The organism is Saccharibacillus brassicae, assembly GCF_006542275.1.
In the GTDB taxonomy this organism is placed as follows: Bacteria; Bacillota; Bacilli; order Paenibacillales; family Paenibacillaceae; genus Saccharibacillus; species Saccharibacillus brassicae.
In genome coordinates this window covers 841,496-861,822 of record NZ_CP041217.1, presented here as the reverse complement: position 1 = coordinate 861,822, position 20,327 = coordinate 841,496, and the positions used below count along the sequence as shown (strand labels likewise).

Annotated in this window: 21 protein-coding genes; 15 read left to right on the top strand and 6 right to left on the bottom strand. The window is 59.3% G+C overall.

Translation table 11 applies throughout. The features are described 5' to 3' along the window. The first annotated feature begins 134 nt into the window (after positions 1–134). Positions 135–1,961, top strand: a complete 1,827-nt coding sequence (locus FFV09_RS03445) for a glycoside hydrolase family 13 protein (protein ID WP_141446384.1) — start codon at positions 135–137, stop codon at positions 1,959–1,961. Between the two features lie 141 nt (positions 1,962–2,102). Here FFV09_RS03445 and FFV09_RS03440 read toward each other — a convergent pair whose 3' ends face one another. After that, entirely contained in the window at positions 2,103–2,240 is a 138-nt protein-coding gene (locus tag FFV09_RS03440; protein WP_202111955.1) for a DUF1540 domain-containing protein, read from the bottom strand. Positions 2,241–2,694: 454 nt separating this feature from the next. On the opposite strand from FFV09_RS03440, the gene FFV09_RS03435 reads away from it, so the two are divergent. Then, positions 2,695–3,480, top strand: coding sequence for an SDR family oxidoreductase (locus FFV09_RS03435; protein WP_141446382.1), 786 nt, complete (start codon positions 2,695–2,697; stop codon positions 3,478–3,480). A gap of 28 nt (positions 3,481–3,508) precedes the next feature. On the opposite strand, the gene FFV09_RS03430 is transcribed toward FFV09_RS03435, so the two are convergent. The 3 genes from FFV09_RS03430 to FFV09_RS03420 all read right to left on the bottom strand — a co-directional run bounded on the left by FFV09_RS03430 (position 3,509) and on the right by FFV09_RS03420 (position 5,882). Next, positions 3,509–4,243 carry a YwaF family protein gene (locus FFV09_RS03430; protein WP_141446381.1) on the bottom strand — a complete coding sequence of 245 codons (735 nt, stop codon included), beginning with the start codon at positions 4,241–4,243 and terminating at the stop codon, positions 3,509–3,511. Positions 4,244–4,427: 184 nt separating this feature from the next. Then, entirely contained in the window at positions 4,428–4,688 is a 261-nt protein-coding gene (locus FFV09_RS03425; RefSeq protein WP_141446380.1) for a helix-turn-helix domain-containing protein, read from the bottom strand. 120 nt (positions 4,689–4,808) lie between these two features. Beyond that, a complete protein-coding gene (locus FFV09_RS03420; RefSeq protein ID WP_141446379.1) occupies positions 4,809–5,882 on the bottom strand; it encodes a M42 family metallopeptidase in 1,074 nt (357 codons plus the stop codon). Positions 5,883–6,121: 239 nt separating this feature from the next. On the opposite strand from FFV09_RS03420, the gene FFV09_RS03415 reads away from it, so the two are divergent. The 12 genes from FFV09_RS03415 to FFV09_RS03360 all read left to right on the top strand — a co-directional run bounded on the left by FFV09_RS03415 (position 6,122) and on the right by FFV09_RS03360 (position 17,024). Beyond that, positions 6,122–7,078 (top strand): AAA family ATPase, encoded by a 957-nt coding sequence (locus FFV09_RS03415; RefSeq protein ID WP_141446378.1) that lies wholly within the window; start codon positions 6,122–6,124, stop codon positions 7,076–7,078. A 3-nt stretch (positions 7,079–7,081) separates the two neighbouring features. Continuing rightward, complete coding sequence (locus FFV09_RS03410) at positions 7,082–8,341, top strand: DUF58 domain-containing protein (RefSeq protein ID WP_141446377.1); 1,260 nt, start codon at positions 7,082–7,084, stop codon at positions 8,339–8,341. After that, on the top strand, positions 8,338–10,578 hold the full coding sequence (locus tag FFV09_RS03405; protein WP_141446376.1) for a transglutaminase TgpA family protein: 2,241 nt from the start codon (positions 8,338–8,340) through the stop codon (positions 10,576–10,578). The genes FFV09_RS03410 and FFV09_RS03405 overlap by 4 nt, the downstream gene beginning before the upstream one ends. Positions 10,579–10,688: 110 nt before the next feature. Further along, complete coding sequence (locus tag FFV09_RS03400; RefSeq protein WP_141446375.1) at positions 10,689–11,216, top strand: YqeG family HAD IIIA-type phosphatase; 528 nt, start codon at positions 10,689–10,691, stop codon at positions 11,214–11,216. Then, the gene (gene yqeH, locus FFV09_RS03395) at positions 11,213–12,337 is read left to right on the top strand and encodes a ribosome biogenesis GTPase YqeH (protein WP_141446374.1); all 1,125 of its coding nucleotides are present in this window, start codon (positions 11,213–11,215) and stop codon (positions 12,335–12,337) included. Before FFV09_RS03400 ends, yqeH begins: the two co-directional genes overlap by 4 nt. A 30-nt stretch (positions 12,338–12,367) precedes the next feature. Continuing rightward, positions 12,368–13,213, top strand: coding sequence for a shikimate dehydrogenase (locus tag FFV09_RS03390; RefSeq protein ID WP_141446373.1), 846 nt, complete (start codon positions 12,368–12,370; stop codon positions 13,211–13,213). Positions 13,214–13,312: 99 nt separating this feature from the next. Continuing rightward, the gene (gene yhbY, locus FFV09_RS03385; protein ID WP_141446372.1) at positions 13,313–13,603 is read left to right on the top strand and encodes a ribosome assembly RNA-binding protein YhbY; all 291 of its coding nucleotides are present in this window, start codon (positions 13,313–13,315) and stop codon (positions 13,601–13,603) included. A gap of 55 nt (positions 13,604–13,658) precedes the next feature. Then, positions 13,659–14,261 (top strand): nicotinate-nucleotide adenylyltransferase, encoded by a 603-nt coding sequence (locus FFV09_RS03380; protein ID WP_141446371.1) that lies wholly within the window; start codon positions 13,659–13,661, stop codon positions 14,259–14,261. Then, positions 14,233–14,853 (top strand): bis(5'-nucleosyl)-tetraphosphatase (symmetrical) YqeK, encoded by a 621-nt coding sequence (gene yqeK, locus FFV09_RS03375; protein ID WP_141446370.1) that lies wholly within the window; start codon positions 14,233–14,235, stop codon positions 14,851–14,853. The genes FFV09_RS03380 and yqeK overlap by 29 nt, the downstream gene beginning before the upstream one ends. A 3-nt stretch (positions 14,854–14,856) precedes the next feature. Next, complete coding sequence (rsfS, locus tag FFV09_RS03370; protein ID WP_141446369.1) at positions 14,857–15,204, top strand: ribosome silencing factor; 348 nt, start codon at positions 14,857–14,859, stop codon at positions 15,202–15,204. Further along, positions 15,201–16,145 (top strand): CvfB family protein, encoded by a 945-nt coding sequence (locus FFV09_RS03365; protein WP_141446368.1) that lies wholly within the window; start codon positions 15,201–15,203, stop codon positions 16,143–16,145. Before rsfS ends, FFV09_RS03365 begins: the two co-directional genes overlap by 4 nt. Positions 16,146–16,247: 102 nt before the next feature. Next, positions 16,248–17,024, top strand: a complete 777-nt coding sequence (locus FFV09_RS03360; RefSeq protein ID WP_141446367.1) for a class I SAM-dependent DNA methyltransferase — start codon at positions 16,248–16,250, stop codon at positions 17,022–17,024. A gap of 152 nt (positions 17,025–17,176) precedes the next feature. On the opposite strand, the gene FFV09_RS03355 is transcribed toward FFV09_RS03360, so the two are convergent. Both FFV09_RS03355 and FFV09_RS03350 read right to left on the bottom strand, forming a co-directional pair. Beyond that, positions 17,177–17,380: a DUF6199 family natural product biosynthesis protein gene (locus FFV09_RS03355; protein WP_141446366.1), complete on the bottom strand. Its 204-nt coding sequence runs from the start codon at positions 17,378–17,380 to the stop codon at positions 17,177–17,179. 141 nt (positions 17,381–17,521) lie between these two features. Further along, complete coding sequence (locus tag FFV09_RS03350) at positions 17,522–18,385, bottom strand: AraC family transcriptional regulator (protein ID WP_141446365.1); 864 nt, start codon at positions 18,383–18,385, stop codon at positions 17,522–17,524. Between the two features lie 322 nt (positions 18,386–18,707). On the opposite strand from FFV09_RS03350, the gene FFV09_RS03345 reads away from it, so the two are divergent. Further along, positions 18,708–20,327 (top strand): extracellular solute-binding protein, encoded by a 1,620-nt coding sequence (locus tag FFV09_RS03345; protein ID WP_141446364.1) that lies wholly within the window; start codon positions 18,708–18,710, stop codon positions 20,325–20,327.

Below are 20,327 nucleotides of genomic sequence, written 5' to 3'. Positions count from 1 at the left end.
ACCGCGATCGCTGCCGTGCCTTTTGTTTAAAGTCGCGCGTTTGCGGTTATCCCCTAAAGGTAGGTACTTGGACACAAGCAGCCCGGCCCGGACGTCTATGCAGGCGGCAGGCCGCGGCAAGAAGGAGGAGCGCGATGGAGTCGCAGCAGCAAAAACGAACAGGGGAACGCGAACAGCCGGGCAGCGGCGATGACTGGAAGGAAAGCGTGCTGTACCAGCTGTATCCGCCAAGCTTCAAAGACAGCGACGGCGACGGCTGGGGCGATCTCGGCGGCATGCTGGAAAAAGTAGATTATTTGGCGGAACTCGGCGTCGGCGCCGTCTGGATCGGACCGGTATGCGATTCGCCGATGGAAGACAACGGCTACGATATTCGCGATTACTATAAGATTCACGACGCGTACGGCACGATGGAGCAGCTCGAAGAATTGATCGCCAAGCTGCACGAGCGCGACATCCGGCTGATTATGGACATGGTCATCAACCATACGTCGGACGAACATCCGTGGTTCGAAGCGTCCCGGTCGTCTATCGACAATCCGTATCGTGATTACTATATCTGGAAGCCGCCGGGCGAAGACGGAGGACCACCGAACAACTGGCGTTCCTTCTCCGAAGAATCGGCCTGGGAGCTCGACGAAGCGACGGGCGAATACTACCTGCATATTTTCGATAAAAAACAGCCCGACCTGAATTGGGAAAACGCGGACATGCGCCGCGATCTGTACGAAATGATCCGCTTCTGGCTCGACAAAGGCGTGGACGGGTTCCGGTTGGACGCGATCAACATGATTTCGAAAGACCCGTCTTTTCCGAATGCGCCGGAAGAAGCCCGTCACCCGAGAGGGCAGCAGTTTTACAAAAACGGTCCGCGTATTCACGAGATGCTGCGCGAGCTGCACGAAGAGACGTTCGGCCGGTATCCGGGCACGCTGTCGCTCGGCGAAGCGCCGACGGTCACGATGGACGAAGTCGTCCGCTACACGGCGCCGGAGCGGCGCGAAATGGATATGGTGCTTCAGATGGAGCTGATCCGGCTGGGCAAAGATTTCGGCAATCCGTGGAAAATCGATCCCGATTGGTCGCCCGTGACGCTCAAGGAGAGCGTCGTCCGCTGGCACGCGGAAGTGTTCGGGCAGGGCGCGTACGCCACTTACCTGAACACGCACGACCATCCGCGCATGATCGGGACTTTGTTCGGCGGCGCGGCCGGGAAGTCCGAAGCGCAGGCCGGCGACCTGAACCAGGCGGCGGCCAAAGCGATCGGCACGTTCCTGCATACGCTGCCCGGCACCCCGCTCGTGTATCAGGGCGAAGAACTGGGCATGCCGAACGCCAATTACGGCTCGCCGGACGATTATCGCGACAAAGCGACGGTCGCCGCGTACAAGCGGCGCACGGACGAAGGCGAAGCGCCGGAAGACGTACTGCGCAGCCTGCATGCGCGCAGCCGGGACGGCGCGCGTTCGCCGATGCACTGGACCGGCGGCGAGCGGCGCGGATTCACGACCGGCACGCCGTGGATTCCGCTGTCGCCGGACGGGGTCGAAGCGAACGCGGAAGACGAACGCGCCGACCGGAATTCCGTGTTCCACCATTACCGCCGGCTGATCGAACTGCGCAAGCAGTCTCCCGTGCCGGCGCACGGCGACCTGACGATGCTTCCGCTGGAAGACGACTGGATCTTCGCCTATATCCGCGAAGCGGAAGGGGAGCGCTGGATGATGCTGGTCAATTTCTCGGCCGAGCCCCGGGAATGCCCGGTCAACGCCGAATGGGCCAGACTCGCCGAAGCGGGCGAGCTGCTGCTCGGCAGCGCTCCGGCGCATGCGGGCAGCGCCGGGGCAGGCGCTCCGTTCCGGCTGAGCGCGGGCCAATACCGGCTGCATCTGCTGCCGTACCAATCGGCCGTATACCGGCTGGACGGCGACCGCGCCGACGCGGCGCCGGAACCGCTGTAAGCGCAGCAGCCGATTGTCCCGATCGCGGATTCCGATCGCGCATTCCGTATCCATACGCAAAAAAAGCGGTCCCCGGTAAGGGGACCGCTTTTTCGTATGGCGTGCAGGCGATGAACAGCTGCGTTCGGTCAGAGACTTGAATTACGCGGTCTGCTTTTCTTCGAACGTCGTGCATTCCGCCGTGTGGTCGGGAGCGAAGACGACTTCGATCTTCTCGGCTGTGCAGGTGTTGTCGTCCCAGTTGGTGCAATCCGAAACTTGGCATTTGATATCAGACATGATGATAACCTCCGTTTATATTGGTTTTTTTGCTGCGAACCGTCTGTCAGGGCAACAAATCTTGTAAAACCAATATAACACGAATAAGCGGGTCCGCAACCCGCGTTTTTAAAAAAATATGAATATTATTTATAAAAAACGCTCGGAATGTTCGGTTTTAGTGAGGATGATAGTCATTGTCTGGATAATGAATTTCATTGTCAAGATAATGAGAGTCACTCTCGGGAGAATGAGACTCAGTCTCAAACTGCTCTTTTTAATTTAGCACATCGTTTTGGAATGTTCAACCGTAAACCGCGGATTCGGAAAACATTTTCGGTTTTGTGTTTTCGAAGCGGTTTCACGGAAAAGCGGGGCGGTTACGCAATAGATAATGGAAAACAAATCCATGCAGCAAGTCCATACAGCAAATCGATCCAGCCCAATACGAATGGAACCGAGGAGGAGACGCAGCATGACGACAAAAGCATTGGCAGGCAAAGTGGCGGTAGTAACGGGAGCGGGTTCGGGGATCGGCAAAGCGAGCGCGATTCGCTTCGCGCAGGAAGGGGCCAGAGTGGCCGTTCTGGAGCTGACGTCGGATACGGCGCAGGAGACGAAGCGGGAGATCGAGCAGGCCGGCGGCGAAGCGCTTGTGCTGGAATGCGACGTGTCGGACCCGGAATCGGTACGCCGGGCAATCGGAGAAGTCGGCGCGGCCTGGGGACGCATCGACGTCGTGTTCGCCAACGCCGGCATCAACGGAGCGGCGGCCCCGATCGAGACGATGGAGATCGAAGACTGGAACAAGACGCTCGAGACCAATCTGCGCGGCACGTTCGCCACGGTCAAATACGCTATTCCTTTTTTGAAAAAAGAAGGAGGCAGCGTCGTGATCACAAGCTCGATCAACGGCAACCGCGACTTTTCCGGCACCGGCTTCGCGGCGTATTCGTCTTCCAAAGCCGGACAGGTCGCTTTTGCCAAAATGGCGGCGCTTGAGCTCGGCCGGTACAAAATCCGGGTCAACGTTATCTGCCCGGGCGCAATCGACACGAATATCGGCAAAAATACGTTCCCGAGCGACGACCTGCAAGAAATCGCGATTCCGGTCGAATATCCGGAAGGCAGCCATCCACTCAAAGGCAAACCGGGCAAGCCGGAAGAAGTCGCCAAGCTCGTGCTGTTCCTCGCTTCCGACGAGTCTTCGCATGTCAGCGGCACCGAGATCTACGTCGACGGCGCGGAATCGCTGCTCTGATCACGGCGTGCATCGCGGCTCCGAAGCGTCAGCCCCGTCCGCGCCGCAGCGCATCCGGAATAACGAAGAAGATCAGGTGCAGCGTCGTGAACGTAAGCAGCGCGAGCAGTTCTTCCGCGATCAGATACAGCGGATAGTCGCCGAACAGGTCGAGCACCGACGGCGTGTCCGGCTTGCCGCGCAAAAACATGTAATTGGCGCCGAGCAGCCCGTCGAGCACGTAGACGGCAAGCGCGATGGCGTTCAGTGACAGCATAGCCGTCAGCACCGTTCTCCACGTCGCGTGGAAACGCTCGATCCAGACTATGTACAGCGCGGACAAGATAATGGCTGCATGGGCTACGAAAAATTGCACGAAGCGAAAATGCGGATAAGCGTACGCCAGGTTCGGCGTGATCAGTGCCTGCAGCGCGCCGCCGATCCCGGCGAAAAAGAGTAGTCCGGCCAGAAACCGGCTGCGCGTAATCAGCATGAGGATCGCGGCAAGCAGCATCAGGCTGCACAGCTCAAGCGGCAGCGTGAAGCGGGCGTTCCAGGCGTCCTGCGTCACATACCAGATATGTAGGGATATTTCGGACGCCGCAAGCGCGGCCAGCAGCGCAAGGCGCAGGCCGAGCGTCAGCCGGGGACTTGAGCGAATACGCCGGCGGAAGGCGAACAGCAGCGAAGCTGCGAGTACGAACAGTGCCAGCGCGAGCAGATGGGCGGGCGCGAACGCGGCAAACGGCTCGGAGCCGGAAGAAGAGAAAAAAGCAGCGGACACTTGGACAGCCTCCATTTCTGAACGAATGATGCAGCTCTTGATTTGATCTTCGGGGATTGCCGGACATTCGTCAATGGCCGACCGCACACAGAGTTCGCCATGCACGCCAAAAAGCGGCATTCCCGGCAGCCTTTCGGCTCAAATTCGGGGATGCCGCTTTTTGCGCATGAAACGGTCGAACGACTCATCCAACGCTCTGGGCGCTCAGCTCGTTTTCAACGAATTCCTGCTCCATAAAAGCATCTTCACGTCTACCTCTGTGGTCAATTAGACCTAGTTCACCTTCAGCCTTATATTTACGCATCCAGATCTTTAGACGATTGAGATCGTAAATGCCGAGCTCTTTCGCCACCTGCTTTTTTGTCATTCCGTCCATACGCATTTGAACGGCTCTAAGCTTCGTTTCATAGCTGTACTTGCAAAATGTTTGTCCCTTAGTTGCCACTAAAACCACCCCTTAAGACTTATATCGGACGGTGGATGTTTTTTCTGATGGTTTTGACAGCGAAAAGGGAAAAATATTTTTTGGCGCTATATTTCGGCCGGAGCGTCGACAGAAACGAAGTCAGGCACGTTCGATGATCGTGTTCATCGTCGTGCGATCGAGGCCTTTGACGAGGCGCACGAGCAGTTCTTTGGCCGCTGCGTAGTCGTCGGTATGAATGATCGACGAAGACGTATGGATATAGCGTCCGCAGATGCCGATGACGGTCGAAGGGACGCCGATTCCGCTCAGATGCACCTGGCCGGCGTCGGTGCCGCCCGGGGAAATAAACGGCTGGACTTTGACCTTGTGGGTGGATGCCGTATCCTGCACGTATTCAAGCAGGCCGCGGTGCGTGATCATCGTCGGATCGAAAATGCGCAGCAGCGCGCCTTCGCCGAGATGGCCGAACAGGCTGCGGTCGCCCGTCATATCATTCGCCGCGCTGCAATCGAGCGCGAAGAAGATGTCCGGCTGGATCAGGTTGGCCGCCGTTCTGGCGCCGCGCAGCCCGACTTCTTCCTGCACGGTAGCGCCGCTGTAGACCGTATTCGGCAGCTGCTCGCCCTGCAGTTCCTTGAGCAGTTCGATAGCGAGGCCCACGCCGTAGCGGTTGTCCCACGCTTTGGCCATAATTTTCTTCGGATTGGACAGCGGGGTGAAATCGCAGATCGGCAGCACCTGCTGGCCGACCTTGATGCCGAAGCTTTCCGCTTCCGCGCGGTCGTCGGCGCCGAGGTCGATATACATCGACTTGAGGTCCGCCGGACGGTTCGCTTCCGCTTCGCCGAGCAGATGCTTCGGCGTCGAGCCGACGACGCCGGTAACGGGACCGTTTTCGGTGATGATCTGCAACCGCTGCCCGAGCACGACCTGGCTCCACCAGCCGCCGAGCGGCTGGAAGCGCACGAGGCCGGTCGGCGTAATGCCGTTGACGAGGAAGCCGACTTCGTCGAAGTGTCCGGCAACCATGACTTTCGGTCCGTCTTCCTGGCCGCGCATAACGCCGAACAAACTGCCGATCCGGTCCTGGACGAACTCCTGCGTATACGCCGACAGCTTCTCCTTGACGAGGGCGCGCAGTTCGCGCTCAAATCCCGGAGCCGCCGGGAATTCCGTTAGTTCTTTGAATAAAGCCAAGGTTTCGTTATTCATGTTCGCACTCTCCATTCTTGAATATGACCGCGGGAACGCCGTGCCCGCTCTTCCTTATAAGTATGCAGGCTCAGGCAGCAATTGTCACGACTGCCGGCATAATCCCGTTTTTTCCAGCCGGATATGTGCGTTCGGTGCTTCGATCATGTACAATATACTAGCGTACCTTTTCAGAAGCATCTTACTTTTTGAAAAACGGTTTGCGCGTCCGTAGGAGAATGACTTAGGAGGTTGTCCACATGTCCGTAAGTTCCGAATCCATGCAGATCGTTACCGCCGTAAGATCCAATCTTGAGACTTGCATATTAGGGAAAACCTTTGAAATAAAATTGTTGATGACCGCTCTGCTCGCCGGGGGACACGTGCTGATCGAAGACGTGCCCGGCACGGGCAAAACGCAGCTGATCAAAGCGCTGGCCCGTTCGATGGAAGGCGTCTACCGCCGCGTGCAGTGCAACCCCGACCTGCTGCCGACCGACATCACCGGCGTATCGATCTACCATCCGCGCGAAGAGCGGTTCCAGTTCCGTCCGGGTCCGATCATGTCGCATATTTTGCTCGCCGACGAGATCAACCGCGCCACGACCAAGACGCAGTCCGCGCTGCTCGAAGCGATGGAAGAACGCAGCGTGACGGTCGACGGGGAGACGCATCCGCTGCCGCATCCGTTCATGCTGTGCGCCACGCAGAATCCGATCGATTTCGAAGGCACGTACGTGCTGCCGGAAGCCCAGCTCGACCGCTTCATGATGAAGCTGCATATGGGTTATCCCGATCTGGAGACGGAGAAAAGCCTGATCAGCGCCAACCGGATCGGCCAGCCGGCCGACCAGCTGCATGCGGTGACCGACATGGCGCAGATCGCCGCTATCCAGCGCGAAGTGCGCGACGTGCATATGAGCGAAGCCGTCACGTCGTATATGCTCGGCATCATCCGCGCCACGCGCGAACATCCGTCCGTGCTGCTGGGCGCAAGCCCGCGCGCTTCGATTTCGTTCGCTCTGGCGGCCAAAGCGTACGCCTTCATTAACGAACGCGATTTCGTGCTGCCCGACGATATCAAGGAATTGGCGCCTTTCGTGCTGCCGCACCGCGTTCTGATCCGTCCGGAAGCCCGTCTCGACAGCCTGAACGCCGAATCGCTGATTCGCAATCTGCTGGCCGCCAGCAGCGTTCCGGTATCGATGGGACGCTAACGCATGCGGGAAATCTGGAGCCTTTTCAAGCCCAAGCTGTCTCCCGCCAAAATGTCGATGCTGATCTCGGTCTGGATGTGCTGCCTGTTCTACCTGCTGTTCCAGGGCGGCAAAACGTCGGTCATGCTGTTCGCGATGGTCACGCTGTTCGGTCTGTACCTGCTGTTCGGCGGCCTTAACGGCATCGGCCGGACGCGGGGAGAACGCAGCTTCTCGGGCGACGTGGGCGAATGGGGCGGCGTGCTGCACGCCGGCGACCAGATCCGGGTCCGGCTGCGGCTGGAAATCCCCGGATTTCTGCCTCTGCCGTACGTCATCGTGCGCGAGACGCTCAAACGCCACAGCGGAGAAACGTGGTCGTTCGAAGAAAGTCTCGTGCCGGGCATGAACGGCCGGGGCGAACTGCTGTTTCAGACGCCGCCGCTCGAACGCGGCCGGTACGCTTTTTCGGAGACGGAATGCGTCACCGAAGACATTTTCGGCCTGATCGAGCATCGCGGCGCTTTCTCGGCCCGCGGCGAATTCCGCGTCCGGCCGCGCACGGCCCCAATCGCCAAATGGCAGCTGCTCGACCGCCGCAACCGGCTGCTCGGGCCGCAGTCGGTCGGCAATGTGTCCGGCCGCGAGACCAATCAGGTCGGCGGCGTGCGCGACTACGTCTACGGCGACCGGATCTCGCGTATCCACTGGAACGCGACCGCCCGGACCGGAGAATGGAAATCGAAAGAATTCGAATACGAATCGATTCCCAAAACGATGCTCGTGCTCGACACGTTCGAAGAACATTATCGCTCCCCGAGACAATTCGAAACGGCCGTCTCGACAGCCGCTTCGATTTTGGAATACGGCGGGCGCGAATCGATTCCGATCGGATTGTGCTCGCTCGGCAGCGAAGTGCGCGTGTTCGAGCCGGGGCAGGGCCGTTCCAAGCTGCACGAGATGATGGATCATCTGGTCGACCTGGACTCGAAGGGCAGCGGCTCGCTGCTCTCTTCGCTGGAGTCCGCCCGGAGCCGTCTCCCGAGAGGAGCGGTTCTGGTGCTCGTGACGCCGCTGTCCGAAGGACCGGTCACGGAACTGATGCGCTTCGCGCAGACGCACCAGATGAGTTTTTGCCAGGTTCAAATTACGGAGGCTCCGGCCAAAGAAAGCGAAGCCGCGTCGAAGCAGTGGGTGTCTTCGCTGCGTGCCAAAGGAGTCGCCGCTTACCGCGTCGGCAGCCTGGATGAGCTGCCGTCCGTTTTGGAAGGAGGCATTAGATGAAGAAATGGGCCGAATCGTTCAAGTCGTCCTGGTATACGGCGGTCGCTGCCGTCTGGCTGATGATCTTCGCCCTGCAATGGTTGACGTATACGCGCACCCTGTGGTTTGACGAGACCAATGCTCTCGTGCTGGCCGTGCTGGCCACGGTAGCCGTGATCCACGTGCTGCTGCCGAACGTTTCCTGGTTCAGGCTCGGGCTGAAGGCGATCGCTTTCGTCGTCGTCATGTACAGCGTGCTGCGCCGCTACGGCGTATTCGAACCGACCGGAACGCTGGCGTCAAGAGCGGAGCAGTTCTCCGCGGCCATGTTCCCGTACGTCTGGTTCGCCCTGATTGCCTGGCTGCTGTTCGAATTTTGTATTCGCGCGGTGAACAGCCAGCGGCGGATTTTGATTTTCGCTTTTCTGAACATCGTGCCGATGGCGGCGCTGGATTCGTTCACGGTCGTCAGCTTGTGGAAACAGGTGGCGTGGATCGTCTTCGCGACGATGGGCTGGCTGGTGTGCGATCACTTCCGCCGCTTCCAGACCCGTTTTCCCAGAGGCTGGACCGCGATCCGCCGCAATCCGTTCAAGCTGCTGATCAACACCGCGGTCGTGTTCTCGCTCGTGATTCTGGCCGGCATCAACATGCCGTTCGTGCAGCCGATCCTGACCGATCCGTACACGGCCTGGAGACAGATCCAGGGCACGTCGACCACGGCGTTCAACGGAAACGGCCTGCTGCAAAACCAGGCTTCGTCTTCCGGTTACAGCCGGGAAGACGGCCAGCTCGGCGGCGGGTTCAATTTCGACTATACGCCGGTCATGACTATCGAATCGACGGAGCGCAGCTACTGGCGCGGCGAGACGCGCATGACGTATACCGGCAGCGGCTGGGATGCCGACAGCGGTTGGGGATCGCTCGACGAAGTGGCCCGCGACCGCGAACTCGAAGCGGAAGAAGAAGCGCCGCTGACGCCGACCCAGACCGTGCGCCAGCGCGTTACCATGCAGTCCGATTCGACGTATCCCGTTCTGTTCGGGGCGTATTCCATCAACCGGGTGGAGAACGTCGATATCGAAAACGGCGAATCGCGCATGCAGTGGAAGCCCGAACAGGGCGAGCTGCATTGGCAGGAGCGCGCCGGCCGCGGCGCGACGATCTATCCGAAGACGTATACGATCACGTCGGAAGTGCCGATCGTGCCGGTAGACGCCCTGCAGAAGGCGACTTATACCCAGCTGTATCCGGACGGCGTCGATCCGCGTTACGTGCAGGTTCCGCGCGGATTCCCGCAGCGCGTCACGGATCTCGCTTCGGAAGTGACCTCTTCGGGCAAGACGCCGTACGAGAAAGTGTATTTGCTGCAGCAGCATTTGCAGCAAAACTACCTGTATACGAACAACCCGACGCTGTCGCGCCGCCAAAGCGACGACTTCGTCGAAGGATTCCTGTTCGATATCAAAGAAGGCTACTGCGATTATTTCTCGACCGCGATGGTCATGATGGCCCGTTCGCAGGGGATTCCGGCCCGCTGGGTCAAAGGCTATGCGCCCGGCAATTCGACGGGCGAGATTCCCGAGCGCTTCAGCGAGAACAGCGCCGAGTATGAAGTCACGAACGCCAACGCCCATTCGTGGGCGGAAGTGTATTTCGGCGATTACGGCTGGGTGCCGGTCGAAGCGACCAGAGGCTTCAGCATGCCGCTGCTGCAAGACTCGGCCGCGCCGGATCAACCCGATCCGGTGGAAGAGCCGGAACAGCAGCCGGAAGAAGAGGAAGAAGAAGTGCTGCCGGCCGATGCGGCCGCGCCGACGGATTCCGATTCGCCGCTCGTACCGATCATCGTGACGGCCGCTGCGGTTATCGTTGCCGCCTGGGGCGCGTTCCTGCTCTGGGTACGCCGCCGTTCGATCTACTTCTTCGTGATGGGCCTGCGCATGGGCGGCCCGCTGACGTCCGATCAGAAAATCGTGCTGGAAATGGAACGTTTCCTGCGCTTCCTCGGCCGCAAAGGCATGAAGCGCGAACAACACGAGACGCTGCGCGAATCGCTTGCGCGCTGGGAACGCAAAGTGACCGGGGCGGAAGCCGTCACGGCGCCGATCCTGGCCCTGTTCGAGAAAGCCCGGTACAGCCCCGAGCGGATTACGGACGACGAATGGGCCGAAATGCAGCGCCTGACGTCGGAGCTCAAGAAGAACTGGAAAGGGTACTATCCGGTTACGCCGCCGCTGCCTCAATCCAATAGCTGACGCGAAGCGTTCGCTGTGATATAGTTTGAACTTAAAGACTAAAAAGGCTATCCCCGAACGAAGCCTCGCTGCCGTGCGGGGGTGGAGTCTTTCGAAGAGGTGACAAGACGTTGTTTCAAACACTGCTGCCCAAGCTTCAAGTCGATACGGTATTCGATATCGACCTGGAAGATTTGTATAAGCGCGGCTATCGCGGCATCGTGACCGACCTGGACAACACGCTGGTCGGCGCCAAAGCCCCGAACGCCACGCCCGAACTGATCGCCTGGTTTGCGAAAGTGAAAGAGCTCGGTTTTCAACTGGTGATCGTATCCAACAATAATATGAACCGCGTGTCCGTATTCGCTACGCCGCTCGATATTCGTTTCGTGCATGCGGCCCGCAAGCCGTCCCATGCTCCGTTTCGCAAAGCGATGGAGCTGATGAAGCTCAGCGAGAAGCAGACGATCGTCGTCGGCGACCAGCTGCTTACCGACGTGCTCGGCGGCAACCGGCTGGGCCTGTACACCGTATTGGTGCTGCCGATCGCGATCGGCGACGAAGGCTGGCGCACCCGGTTCAACCGCAGGGTCGAACGCGTCGCGATCGGACGCCTGCGCAAAATGGGCAAATGGCTCGAGGAGGAAAAGAAGAAATGACGGAAAGACTCGAAGGCTCGGCCGTCGTCCGCTGCAGCGGATGCGGAGCCGCGCTTCAAACGGAAGACCCGGCGGGACTGGGCTATATTCCGCAGTTGAAGGAAGAAGGCGCGCAGATCTGCCGCCGCTGCTTCCGGATCAAAAATTACAACGAAGTGGCTTCGGTTGCGGTCAACCAGGACGAGTTCCTGCGCATGCTCAGCCAGATCGGCGACCGCAAGGCGCTGGTGATCCACATCGTGGACCTGTTCGACTTTGACGGCAGCATCATTACCGGACTGCAGCGCTTTGTCGGCAGCAATCCGGTTATTCTCGCGGTCAACAAAATCGACCTGCTGCCGAAAGTGACGAACTGGAACAAAGTGCGCAACTGGGTGCAGAAGCAGGCGAAGGAAGCCGGTCTCAAGACCGAAGAGATCGTGCTGTGCAGCGCCAAAAAAAATCTGGGCTTCGATCGTCTGCTTCAGGAAGTCGCTGATCGCCGCGGCGATCGCGACGTCTATGTCGTCGGCGCGACGAACGTGGGCAAGTCCACGCTCATTAACCGCCTAATTACCGACTACAGCGATCTCGACGAAGAGTTGACGACGTCCCGGTATCCGGGCACGACGCTCGATATGGTCAATATCCCGCTCGACGACGGCAAATACATCGTCGATACGCCGGGGATTGTCTACCCGTCCCGCTACACGGAACTGGTGACGCCGGGCGATATGGTCAAGATCATGCCCGAGAAGCCGCTCAAGCCGGCCGTGTACCAGCTCAACGAAGGCCAGACGCTGTTTATCGGCGGACTGGCGCGGTTCGACTTCGTCGAAGGCGAACGCCAATCGTTCACTTTCTATACGAGCGGAGCGCTCAAGCTGCACCGGACGAAGCTCGGCCGCGCCGATGAGCTGTACGCCGATCATCTGGGCGAGCTGCTGACGCCGCCGTCGCTCGAAAGCGGGCAGAATATCCCGGCCTGGACGCGGCACGAATTCCGCATTCCCAAAGGCGGCGCCCAGGATCTGTTCATCTCCGGTCTCGGCTGGATCAAAGCGAACGGGGAGAGCGGCGCCAAAGCGGCCGTTCACGCGCCGAAAGGCGTAAAAGTCATTATGCGCGGTTCGCTGGTCTGACGACCGGCGCGCGTTCGGGAGGAATAAGCCGTGAATCGACAGCGTGCGCTCAAGCTTGGCGTGATCGGAGATCCGATCGCGCATTCCAAATCCCCGGCGATGCATAACGCCGCGCTGCGGGAACTGGGCCTCGAAGGCGAGTACGCGGCGATCCATGTGACGCCGCAGCGGCTCGGGGACATGATCCGTTCCGTGCGCGAAGACGGCTACCGGGGCATCAACGTGACGATCCCGCACAAGGAAAACGTCATGCCCTACCTCGACGAGCTGGGCGAAGACGCCCGGCGGATCGGCGCGGTCAACACGATCGTGAACGAGAACGGCCGGTTGATCGGCCGCAATACGGACGGGATCGGGTATGTCCGCTCCCTGAAGGAAGAGGCGGCGGCCGAATTGACGGGCCGCCGCATCGTCGTGATCGGGGCGGGCGGCGCCGCAAGAGGCATCGTGCATGCGCTCGCGGCCGAAGCGCCGGACCGGATCACGCTGCTGAACCGGACGACGCAGCGGGCCGAAGAACTGGCGCGCGAGTGGAGCGACCTGATCGACCTGGTCGCGCTGCCGGCGGACCGTGCGGCGCAGGCGCTCGAAAGCGCGGATCTCGTCATTAACACGACGTCGGTCGGGATGCATCCGCACGTGGACGGACTGCCGCTCGATCCCGCGCTTCTGCGCGGGACGGAAATCGTCAGCGACCTGATCTACAACCCGCTGGAGACGCGCCTGCTGCGCCTTGCGCGCGAGCGCGGCTGCCGGACGCACGGCGGACTCGGCATGTTCGTCTACCAGGGCGCTTATGCGCTGGAATATTGGACGGGCGTGCCGGCACCGGTCTCTGCCATGCGCCGCGCGGTGCTGGCAAGCATGGAGATTTGACGCAAAATGGGTAAAGAATGAATAAGAACGGCCGTCCGCCTTGGGGGCGAACCCCGCCGTGCGGGCGGCATTTTCCAAAAAGAGGAGTTTATCAAACTTATGCTGACAGGCAAACAAAAACGTTATTTGCGCTCCGAGGCGCATCATCTGAACGCGATCTTCCAGATCGGCAAAGGCGGATTCAACGATCAGCTCGTTCGGCATATCAACGAAGCGATCGAGACCCGCGAACTGCTCAAAATCACGGTGCTCAAAAACTGCGACGAAGAGCCGAAGGAACTCGGATCGAAACTGGCCGAAGCCGCGGAAGCGGAATTGGTACAGGTTATCGGCCGCACGATCGTGCTGTACAAAGAATCGAAAGAAAACAAGCAAATCGTACTGCCGTAATCCGGCGGCGCCGCGAATGCGGCGGCCTTGAAGCGAAGCGGAGGAGTGAAAGATTGTGAAGATCGGAATCATGGGCGGAACGTTCGACCCGATCCATATCGGGCATTTGGTCGCCGCCGAGACGGCGCGCGAGGCGCTTGGCCTGGACGAAGTCTGGTTCATGCCGTCCCATATCCCTCCGCACAAAGCCGAAGCCGGCTTCTCGGGCGAGGAACGGCTGCATATGGTGGAGCTCGCCATCGGCACGCAGCCGGCGTTCCGGACGCTCGATATCGAGCTTCGGCGCGGAGGCGTCTCTTATTCGGCGGATACGATGGGCGAGCTTGTGGCGAAATATCCGCACGCGTCTTTTCATTTCATCGTCGGCACGGATATGGTCAACTACTTGCCCAAGTGGGAACGGATCGAAAAGCTGGCTCTGCTGACCCGCTTCGCGGCCGTCGGCCGGGCCGGGTACAAGCTCGATACGTCGGGACTCGACGCGCTCGTCGCGGAGCGGATCGACCATGTCGACATGCCGCAGCTCGAAATTTCTTCGACGGAAATCCGCGACCGGCTCAAGAAAGGCGTGTCCGCGCGCTATCTTGTGCCCGATAACGTCTACGATTATTTGCGGAGGAGCGATGCGCATGCGGTACACGCGCCAGGAACTGATTGATCGCGTCTCGGCGCAGATGCCGGCGCGCAGATGGCAGCATACGCTCGGCGTCATGCACTCGGCGATCGAACTTGCCGAGCGCTACGGCGCCGATCCCGCCCGGGCGGAGCTTGCCGCCATCATTCACGACGTGGCCAAATATTGGCCCGTCCAGCGCCAGTCGGCGGTCATCGCCGAGAACGGCATGAACGCCGATCTGCTGAATTACGACGCGCCGATGTGGCATTCGGAAGTGGGCGCCTACGTGGCGGAACACGAATACGGCATCGAAGACCGCGAAGTGATCGACGCGATCCGGTATCACACCTCCGGCCGCGAAGGCATGACCCTGCTCGACAAAGTGGTCTGCCTGGCCGATTATATCGAGCCGGGACGCGATTTTCCGGGCGTGGAACTGATCCGCGAAAAAGCGCGTCTCAGCTTGGAAGAAGGACTGGTCGCCGGATTCGACTCCACGCTGCGTGTGTTGGTCGAACGGGGACAAACGATATTTCCGACAACGGTACTGGCCCGCAACGATCTGATTCGCCAGCTCGCGCAGCGCGAGTCGGCGCGGCAGAACAAGCCGGTATCCGAAAAAAAGGGAGGCTAACGAATGAGTGTAAAACCAAAAGAACTGCTTCATCTCGCGATGGAGGCCGCAGCGGAGAAAAAGGCGATGAACGTCGTGGCTCTGGACTTGACCGGCATCTCGATGGTCGCCGATTATTTCGTGGTATGCCACGGTAATTCCGATACGCAGGTTCAGGCGATCGCGGCGGAAGTGCGCAAGCACGCTATTGACGCCGGCGCGCCTATTCGCGGCATCGAAGGCATGGATTCGGCACGTTGGGTGCTGATGGATCTCGGCGACGTCGTCGTGCATATTTTCCACCGCGACGAACGCGAATATTACAATATCGAGCGCGTCTGGTCGGACGCCAAAGTGGTGACGACGGTATGAGTCTCGAAGCGGGTACGATCGTTACGCTGAAGGTGGCCCGTGAAGTGTCTCCGCACGGATTTTTCATGACCGACGGCGTGAACGAAGTGCTGCTGCCCTACACGGAGCGCACCGGCAATATGAAATTCCGCAACGGCCAGGACACCGAGGTGTTTATTCACCACGACTCCGAAGACCGTCTGATCGCCACGATGAAAAGACCGCTGCTGACGTTCGGCGAGATCGGCGCGCTGGAAGTCGCGGATATTCATCCGCGGCTCGGCTGCTTCCTCGAAATGGGTCTCGGCCGCCAGCTGCTGCTTCCGAAGCGCGAGCTGCCGGAAACGCCGGAACTGCAGCCGGAGATCGGCGACCGCGTCTTCGTGCGCATGGACCGTGACAAGCAGGGACGTCTGCTCGCCCGCGCCTCGGGCGAGGAAGAACTGTCGCCGCTGTGCTTCCAGGCACCGGAATCGTGGAAAAACCAATGGATGAAAGCGACGGTCTACCGTCCGTTGCAGATGGGCACGTTCGTCGTCGTCGACGGCGGCGTTCTGGGCTTCGGCGCGCTGGGCCTTATCCATTCGACGGAACGTCCGCGGCCGCTGCGCCTGGGCGAAGTGATCGACGTCCGCGTCGCGCGCGTGCGCGAAGAAGACGGCCGCGTCAATCTGTCGATGGCCAAGCCCAAAGAAATCGGCATGGACGAAGACGCGGAGCGGATTCTGGAATTCATGCGCGGCCGCGACGGCGGCGCGATGCCTTATTCCGACAGCACGGCGCCGGACATCATCAAGCTGCGCTTCGGCATCAGCAAGTCGGCGTTCAAGCGGGCGCTTGGCCGCCTGATGAAGAACGGGCTGATCGAGCAGGACGACAACTGGACGCGCCTCAAGCAGACGGGCGACGAAGCCATTAATGAGAAGCCTTCCAATGAAAAGTCTTCCGGCCCGCAGCAGTAAGGTCTGTGCAGGCGAGAGGCATTGATCGACCACGGCTCTTTTCCGGGTAGGAAAAGAGCCGTTTTTTTGCGGGAAAAATAAAAGGGTAAAGGGGCAAGTGACATGTCTTACGGAAAATTCGCTTACGTCTACGACGAGCTGATGCAGGATATGCCTTATGCCAAATGGAAAAGATTCGCGCTCGAAGTGTGGGAGAAGCACGGACAGCCCGGCGAAGTCGTCGAACTGGGCTGCGGTACCGGCACGCTGACGACGATGCTGGCCGAAGAAGGGTATCGCCTGACGGGAATCGACCTGTCGGAAGACATGCTGGCGGTCGCGCGCGGCAAAGCGGACGAACGTCCGCCGCTGCAAGGGCTGCTGCGCAGCGGAAGCCTGCAGTTCGTGCGGCAGGACATGACGGAGTGGGCGGCGCCGGCGCCGGTCGATTCGGTCATCTCGTTCTGCGACTGCCTGAATTACCTGACCGAGCCGGAGCAGGTCGAAGCGGCGTTCCGCGCGACGTACGCCGGGCTGAAGCCGGGCGGGACGTTCCTGTTCGACGTGCATCATCCGAACACGCTGCGCCGCTACGAGGAAGAGCAGCCGTTCGTGCTCGACGAAGAAGGGGTGTCCTATATTTGGACGTGCGGACTTGACGAAGAGCGGACAGAGATCGAGCATCATCTGCGCATCTTCGTGCGGCGAAGCGGCGGCGGAGCCTCTTCGGACGTCTACGACCGCTTCGACGAAGTGCATGTCGAGCGGGCGTACGAGCCGCAGTGGCTGCGCGAAGCGCTGCTGCGTGCCGGCTTCTCCGGCGCGGAATTTTATGCCGACTTCGAATGGGAAGCGCCGGGGGAAGACACGGTGCGGCTGTTCGGCGTCGCGATCAAATAAAATGATCAAATAAAATGATCAAATAAAGCGATCAAATGAGGAACAGCCCCGGATCGGCAAAAAACGGATCTCCCGGTAGACGGGAGATCCGTTTTTTTTTGGCTTGTCGGCGCAGGGGACAGTGGAATCGGACTTGTGCCGGGAACTTTCGTTCACAGCCCGTTGATCAGCAGCATCAGCGCGGCCAGCAGGGCCGCCATACCGGCCAGCCGGCTCAGCGTGACCGGAGCCGGGGGCGTCTGCGCTTCGGCCGCGCGATCTTCGCGATTGCCTTCGTATCGGCTGCGCCATATCCAGTGCGGAGCCAGGACGTTTACCGCCCCGATCGCGACCAGCGCAAGAAAAAGCAGGAACATGATGATGACCAACCCCTTTCCGCATACCCTTGTCTTACGTATACGCGCCGCAAGCCGGGAAGTTTTTGTCGCTTCGCTTGGTTGCGCGACATTTTGCGGGAAAAAGGTCGATCAAGTGTCCGCTTCAAGCGGACCTGCCGATCATTCGTAGAACAGCAGCCTTTTGGCATACGCGTTGCGGAAATCGCTTGGCGTCAGTCCCACGATTTTTTTAAACGCTTTCATGAAATTATGCGAGTCGCTGTAGCCGAGCTTGACCGACACCTCGCTAATATTCTGGTTCGTGTCGGTCAGCAGAAATTTGGCGAGTTCCATCTTTTGCTGCAAAATATACTGCTTGAGCGACACGCCGGCGATCGAAGAAAACAGATGCGACAAATATTTCTCGTTGTAGCCGAACAGCTGCGCGATCTGCGACACTTTGACGGTCTCGCCGCGGCTCCATTTGATATAGTCGACGATGTCGTGGTAGAGCTGTTCCTGCCGGGTTTTTTTGATCGAACCGAGACTTGTTTCCGTATGGAACAGCTGGCTGTACAGTTCGCACAAAATGACGGTGGACATGTAATCGTTGAGCGTCGACGTGCTGTAGCTGCGCACGGAATCCTGCAGCTGCTTCATCATGACGATCATTTTCTCCAAGCTTTTGACTTTGCCGTAGCGAGGCAGGACGATCTTCGGCTCCTGCTTGTCCGGCAGTTTGCACTCCGAATCGACGATCCGGACCGTCTGTTCCCTGGCCGAGAAATGCAGCCAGTAAAAGCTGCAGGCCGATCCTTTGTAGCCGTACTGCTCGGTCGACGGCGGCAGCAGCAAATATTCGCCTTCGGCGACGTCGAAGCGCTGTTTGCCGTCCGCAAGATGCAGCACGCCTTCGGTGACCACCATCAGTTCGTAGTCGGTCAGCGTGCGGCTCAAGTGTATCCAGTTGGCGTCGGGAGCGACGAATTTTCCGGTAATCGCAAGCTCTACGGGAGTGTCGATGGCCAGTTCGTACGCAATCATCAACGCGGCCTCCTTTTCTGATTTGTTCTTTTACGAATGATTAGGGTTAAGACAAAGCTATCATAAAACCCCTAATCGTGCCAAATTGTTTTTATCCGAAAGCTGACTTTTTGACACTTATTCTAACTTTAAGCTATTTTTTAGTATGCAAAATACGATTAATCTAAGAGCATCAAATCGATTTGTAAGCGGATTCAAACTACGCGCATACCGCTTCCACCACTCAAAGGGGATCGGAACGGCAGCAGGGAAAAGTGTCATACATACAGCCTTTACCGCTTTCCCGCTGCATCCGGCATTCAGAAAACGGAGGAGATTCAATATGAAAAAAAGTATGGCGATGATGGCGGTCCTGACGCTCGGCGCGGGACTGCTCGCAGGCTGCGGCGGTTCGGAAGAAGGCAGCGGAGACAGCGGGCAGACGACGCCGGACGGCAAGGTCAAGCTGACGGCGATCATGACCAAGCACCCGCTGACCCAGGAATTTTCCAAAATGAAATGGCTGCAGGAAGCGCAGGAGCGGGCCGGCGTCGAGATCGAATGGCAGGAAGTCAGCGCGGACTGGGGCCAGAAAAAAGGGGCGCTGCTCGCGGGCGGTGACGTGCCCGACCTGATCATCGGCCCGAATGCGATCACCGACGCGGATTACGCGCAGTTCCCCGGGCTGTTCGAAGACCTGACGCCGCTGCTGGACACGAACGCGCCGAATATCAAGAAGATGTTCGAAGAGAAACCGGAGACCAAAGCGATCTCGACCCAACTGGACGGGAAAATCTACGGCCTGCCGAAGTATCAGCGGTTCTGGCCCGAGACGACGACGCGGCAGTTCATTAACAAGCAGTGGCTCGACAATCTGGGCCTGCAAGAACCGACGAACTGGGATGAACTGTACGACGTGCTGCTCGCGTTCAAGGAACAGGACGCCAACGGCAACGGAGACGCCAACGACGAGATTCCGATGGACTTCGCGCCGAGCGGAACAGGCGGGTTCGGTCCGTTCATGCCGACGGTGCTGCTCGGCAGCCAGGGCATCACGCTCACCGACACGAGCGGGCAGGGCTATTTCGTGGAAGACGGTAAGGTCAAAAACTTTTTCGTCGACGAGCGCTACAAAGACCTGGTCGCTTTTTTGCACAAATGTTACGCGGCCGGCCTGATCAACAAGGAAGTGTTCACGCAGGACTACACGAAGTACCAGTCGGTGGCCCGCGGCAGCGGAGACACGGCGGCTGTCGGCTTCACATGGGGCTGGGAAGTGACCGACCGTTTCGGCAACGCGCTGGCGCCGCAGTACGAGTCGATCGCGCCGCTTAAAGAGAGCGCTTCCTCGACCGATCCGGTGTCCTGGTCGTACGATTACAATTCGCTGAACTACGGCGTGAACATGGTCTCGCTCGCTTCGACGTCGAAGAACAAGGAAGCGGCCGTGAAGTTCATCAACGAACTGTACGATCCGGAAGTGAGCATGCAGGTGCTGTTCGGCTCGCTCGGCACGAATATCAAAGACAACGGCGACGACACGTACGAAGTGCTGCCTCCGGAAGACGCCGCGATGGACCCGGGCACGTGGAAATGGACGACGACCTGGGCCGACAACGGTCCGATGTATATCTCCGATGCGCTCAAGCTCAAGCTCGGCACGGACATGCAGTCGGTCGGCAAGCAGACGGAACCGCTCAAAGCGGCGCTGGAAAACGTCGACAAGGACCAGGACGTGCTGCCGAGCCTGTTTATCAAATACAGTGTCGAAGACAATAACGCGATGACGTTGAACAACACGGCGATGCTGTCGCTCACGCTGTCCAAATGGGCGGAATGGATTACCAAAGGCGGCGTCGAAGACCAATGGGCCGGCTACGCCGAAGACGTCAAAAAAACCGGCATCGAGCGCAATATCGAAATTATGCAAAAATATTACGACGAGTATATGAGCCAAAATTAA

Bases quoted from the DNA above. Each gene is read 5' to 3' on its own strand.
- FFV09_RS03345 (WP_141446364.1), top strand. From the start codon at position 18,708: ATGAAAAAAAGTATGGCGATGATGGCGGTCCTGACGCTCGGCGCGGGA.
- rsfS (WP_141446369.1), top strand. From the start codon at position 14,857: ATGAGTGTAAAACCAAAAGAACTGCTTCATCTCGCGATGGAGGCCGCA.
- FFV09_RS03410 (WP_141446377.1), top strand. From the start codon at position 7,082: ATGCGGGAAATCTGGAGCCTTTTCAAGCCCAAGCTGTCTCCCGCCAAA.
- FFV09_RS03420 (WP_141446379.1), bottom strand. From the start codon at position 5,882: ATGAATAACGAAACCTTGGCTTTATTCAAAGAACTAACGGAATTCCCG.
- FFV09_RS03360 (WP_141446367.1), top strand. From the start codon at position 16,248: ATGTCTTACGGAAAATTCGCTTACGTCTACGACGAGCTGATGCAGGAT.
- FFV09_RS03415 (WP_141446378.1), top strand. From the start codon at position 6,122: ATGTCCGTAAGTTCCGAATCCATGCAGATCGTTACCGCCGTAAGATCC.
- yqeK (WP_141446370.1), top strand. From the start codon at position 14,233: ATGCGGTACACGCGCCAGGAACTGATTGATCGCGTCTCGGCGCAGATG.
- FFV09_RS03355 (WP_141446366.1), bottom strand. From the start codon at position 17,380: ATGTTCCTGCTTTTTCTTGCGCTGGTCGCGATCGGGGCGGTAAACGTC.
- FFV09_RS03350 (WP_141446365.1), bottom strand. From the start codon at position 18,385: ATGATTGCGTACGAACTGGCCATCGACACTCCCGTAGAGCTTGCGATT.
- yhbY (WP_141446372.1), top strand. From the start codon at position 13,313: ATGCTGACAGGCAAACAAAAACGTTATTTGCGCTCCGAGGCGCATCAT.
- FFV09_RS03405 (WP_141446376.1), top strand. From the start codon at position 8,338: ATGAAGAAATGGGCCGAATCGTTCAAGTCGTCCTGGTATACGGCGGTC.
- FFV09_RS03440 (WP_202111955.1), bottom strand. From the start codon at position 2,240: ATGTCTGATATCAAATGCCAAGTTTCGGATTGCACCAACTGGGACGAC.
- FFV09_RS03435 (WP_141446382.1), top strand. From the start codon at position 2,695: ATGACGACAAAAGCATTGGCAGGCAAAGTGGCGGTAGTAACGGGAGCG.
- FFV09_RS03365 (WP_141446368.1), top strand. From the start codon at position 15,201: ATGAGTCTCGAAGCGGGTACGATCGTTACGCTGAAGGTGGCCCGTGAA.
- FFV09_RS03445 (WP_141446384.1), top strand. From the start codon at position 135: ATGGAGTCGCAGCAGCAAAAACGAACAGGGGAACGCGAACAGCCGGGC.
- yqeH (WP_141446374.1), top strand. From the start codon at position 11,213: ATGACGGAAAGACTCGAAGGCTCGGCCGTCGTCCGCTGCAGCGGATGC.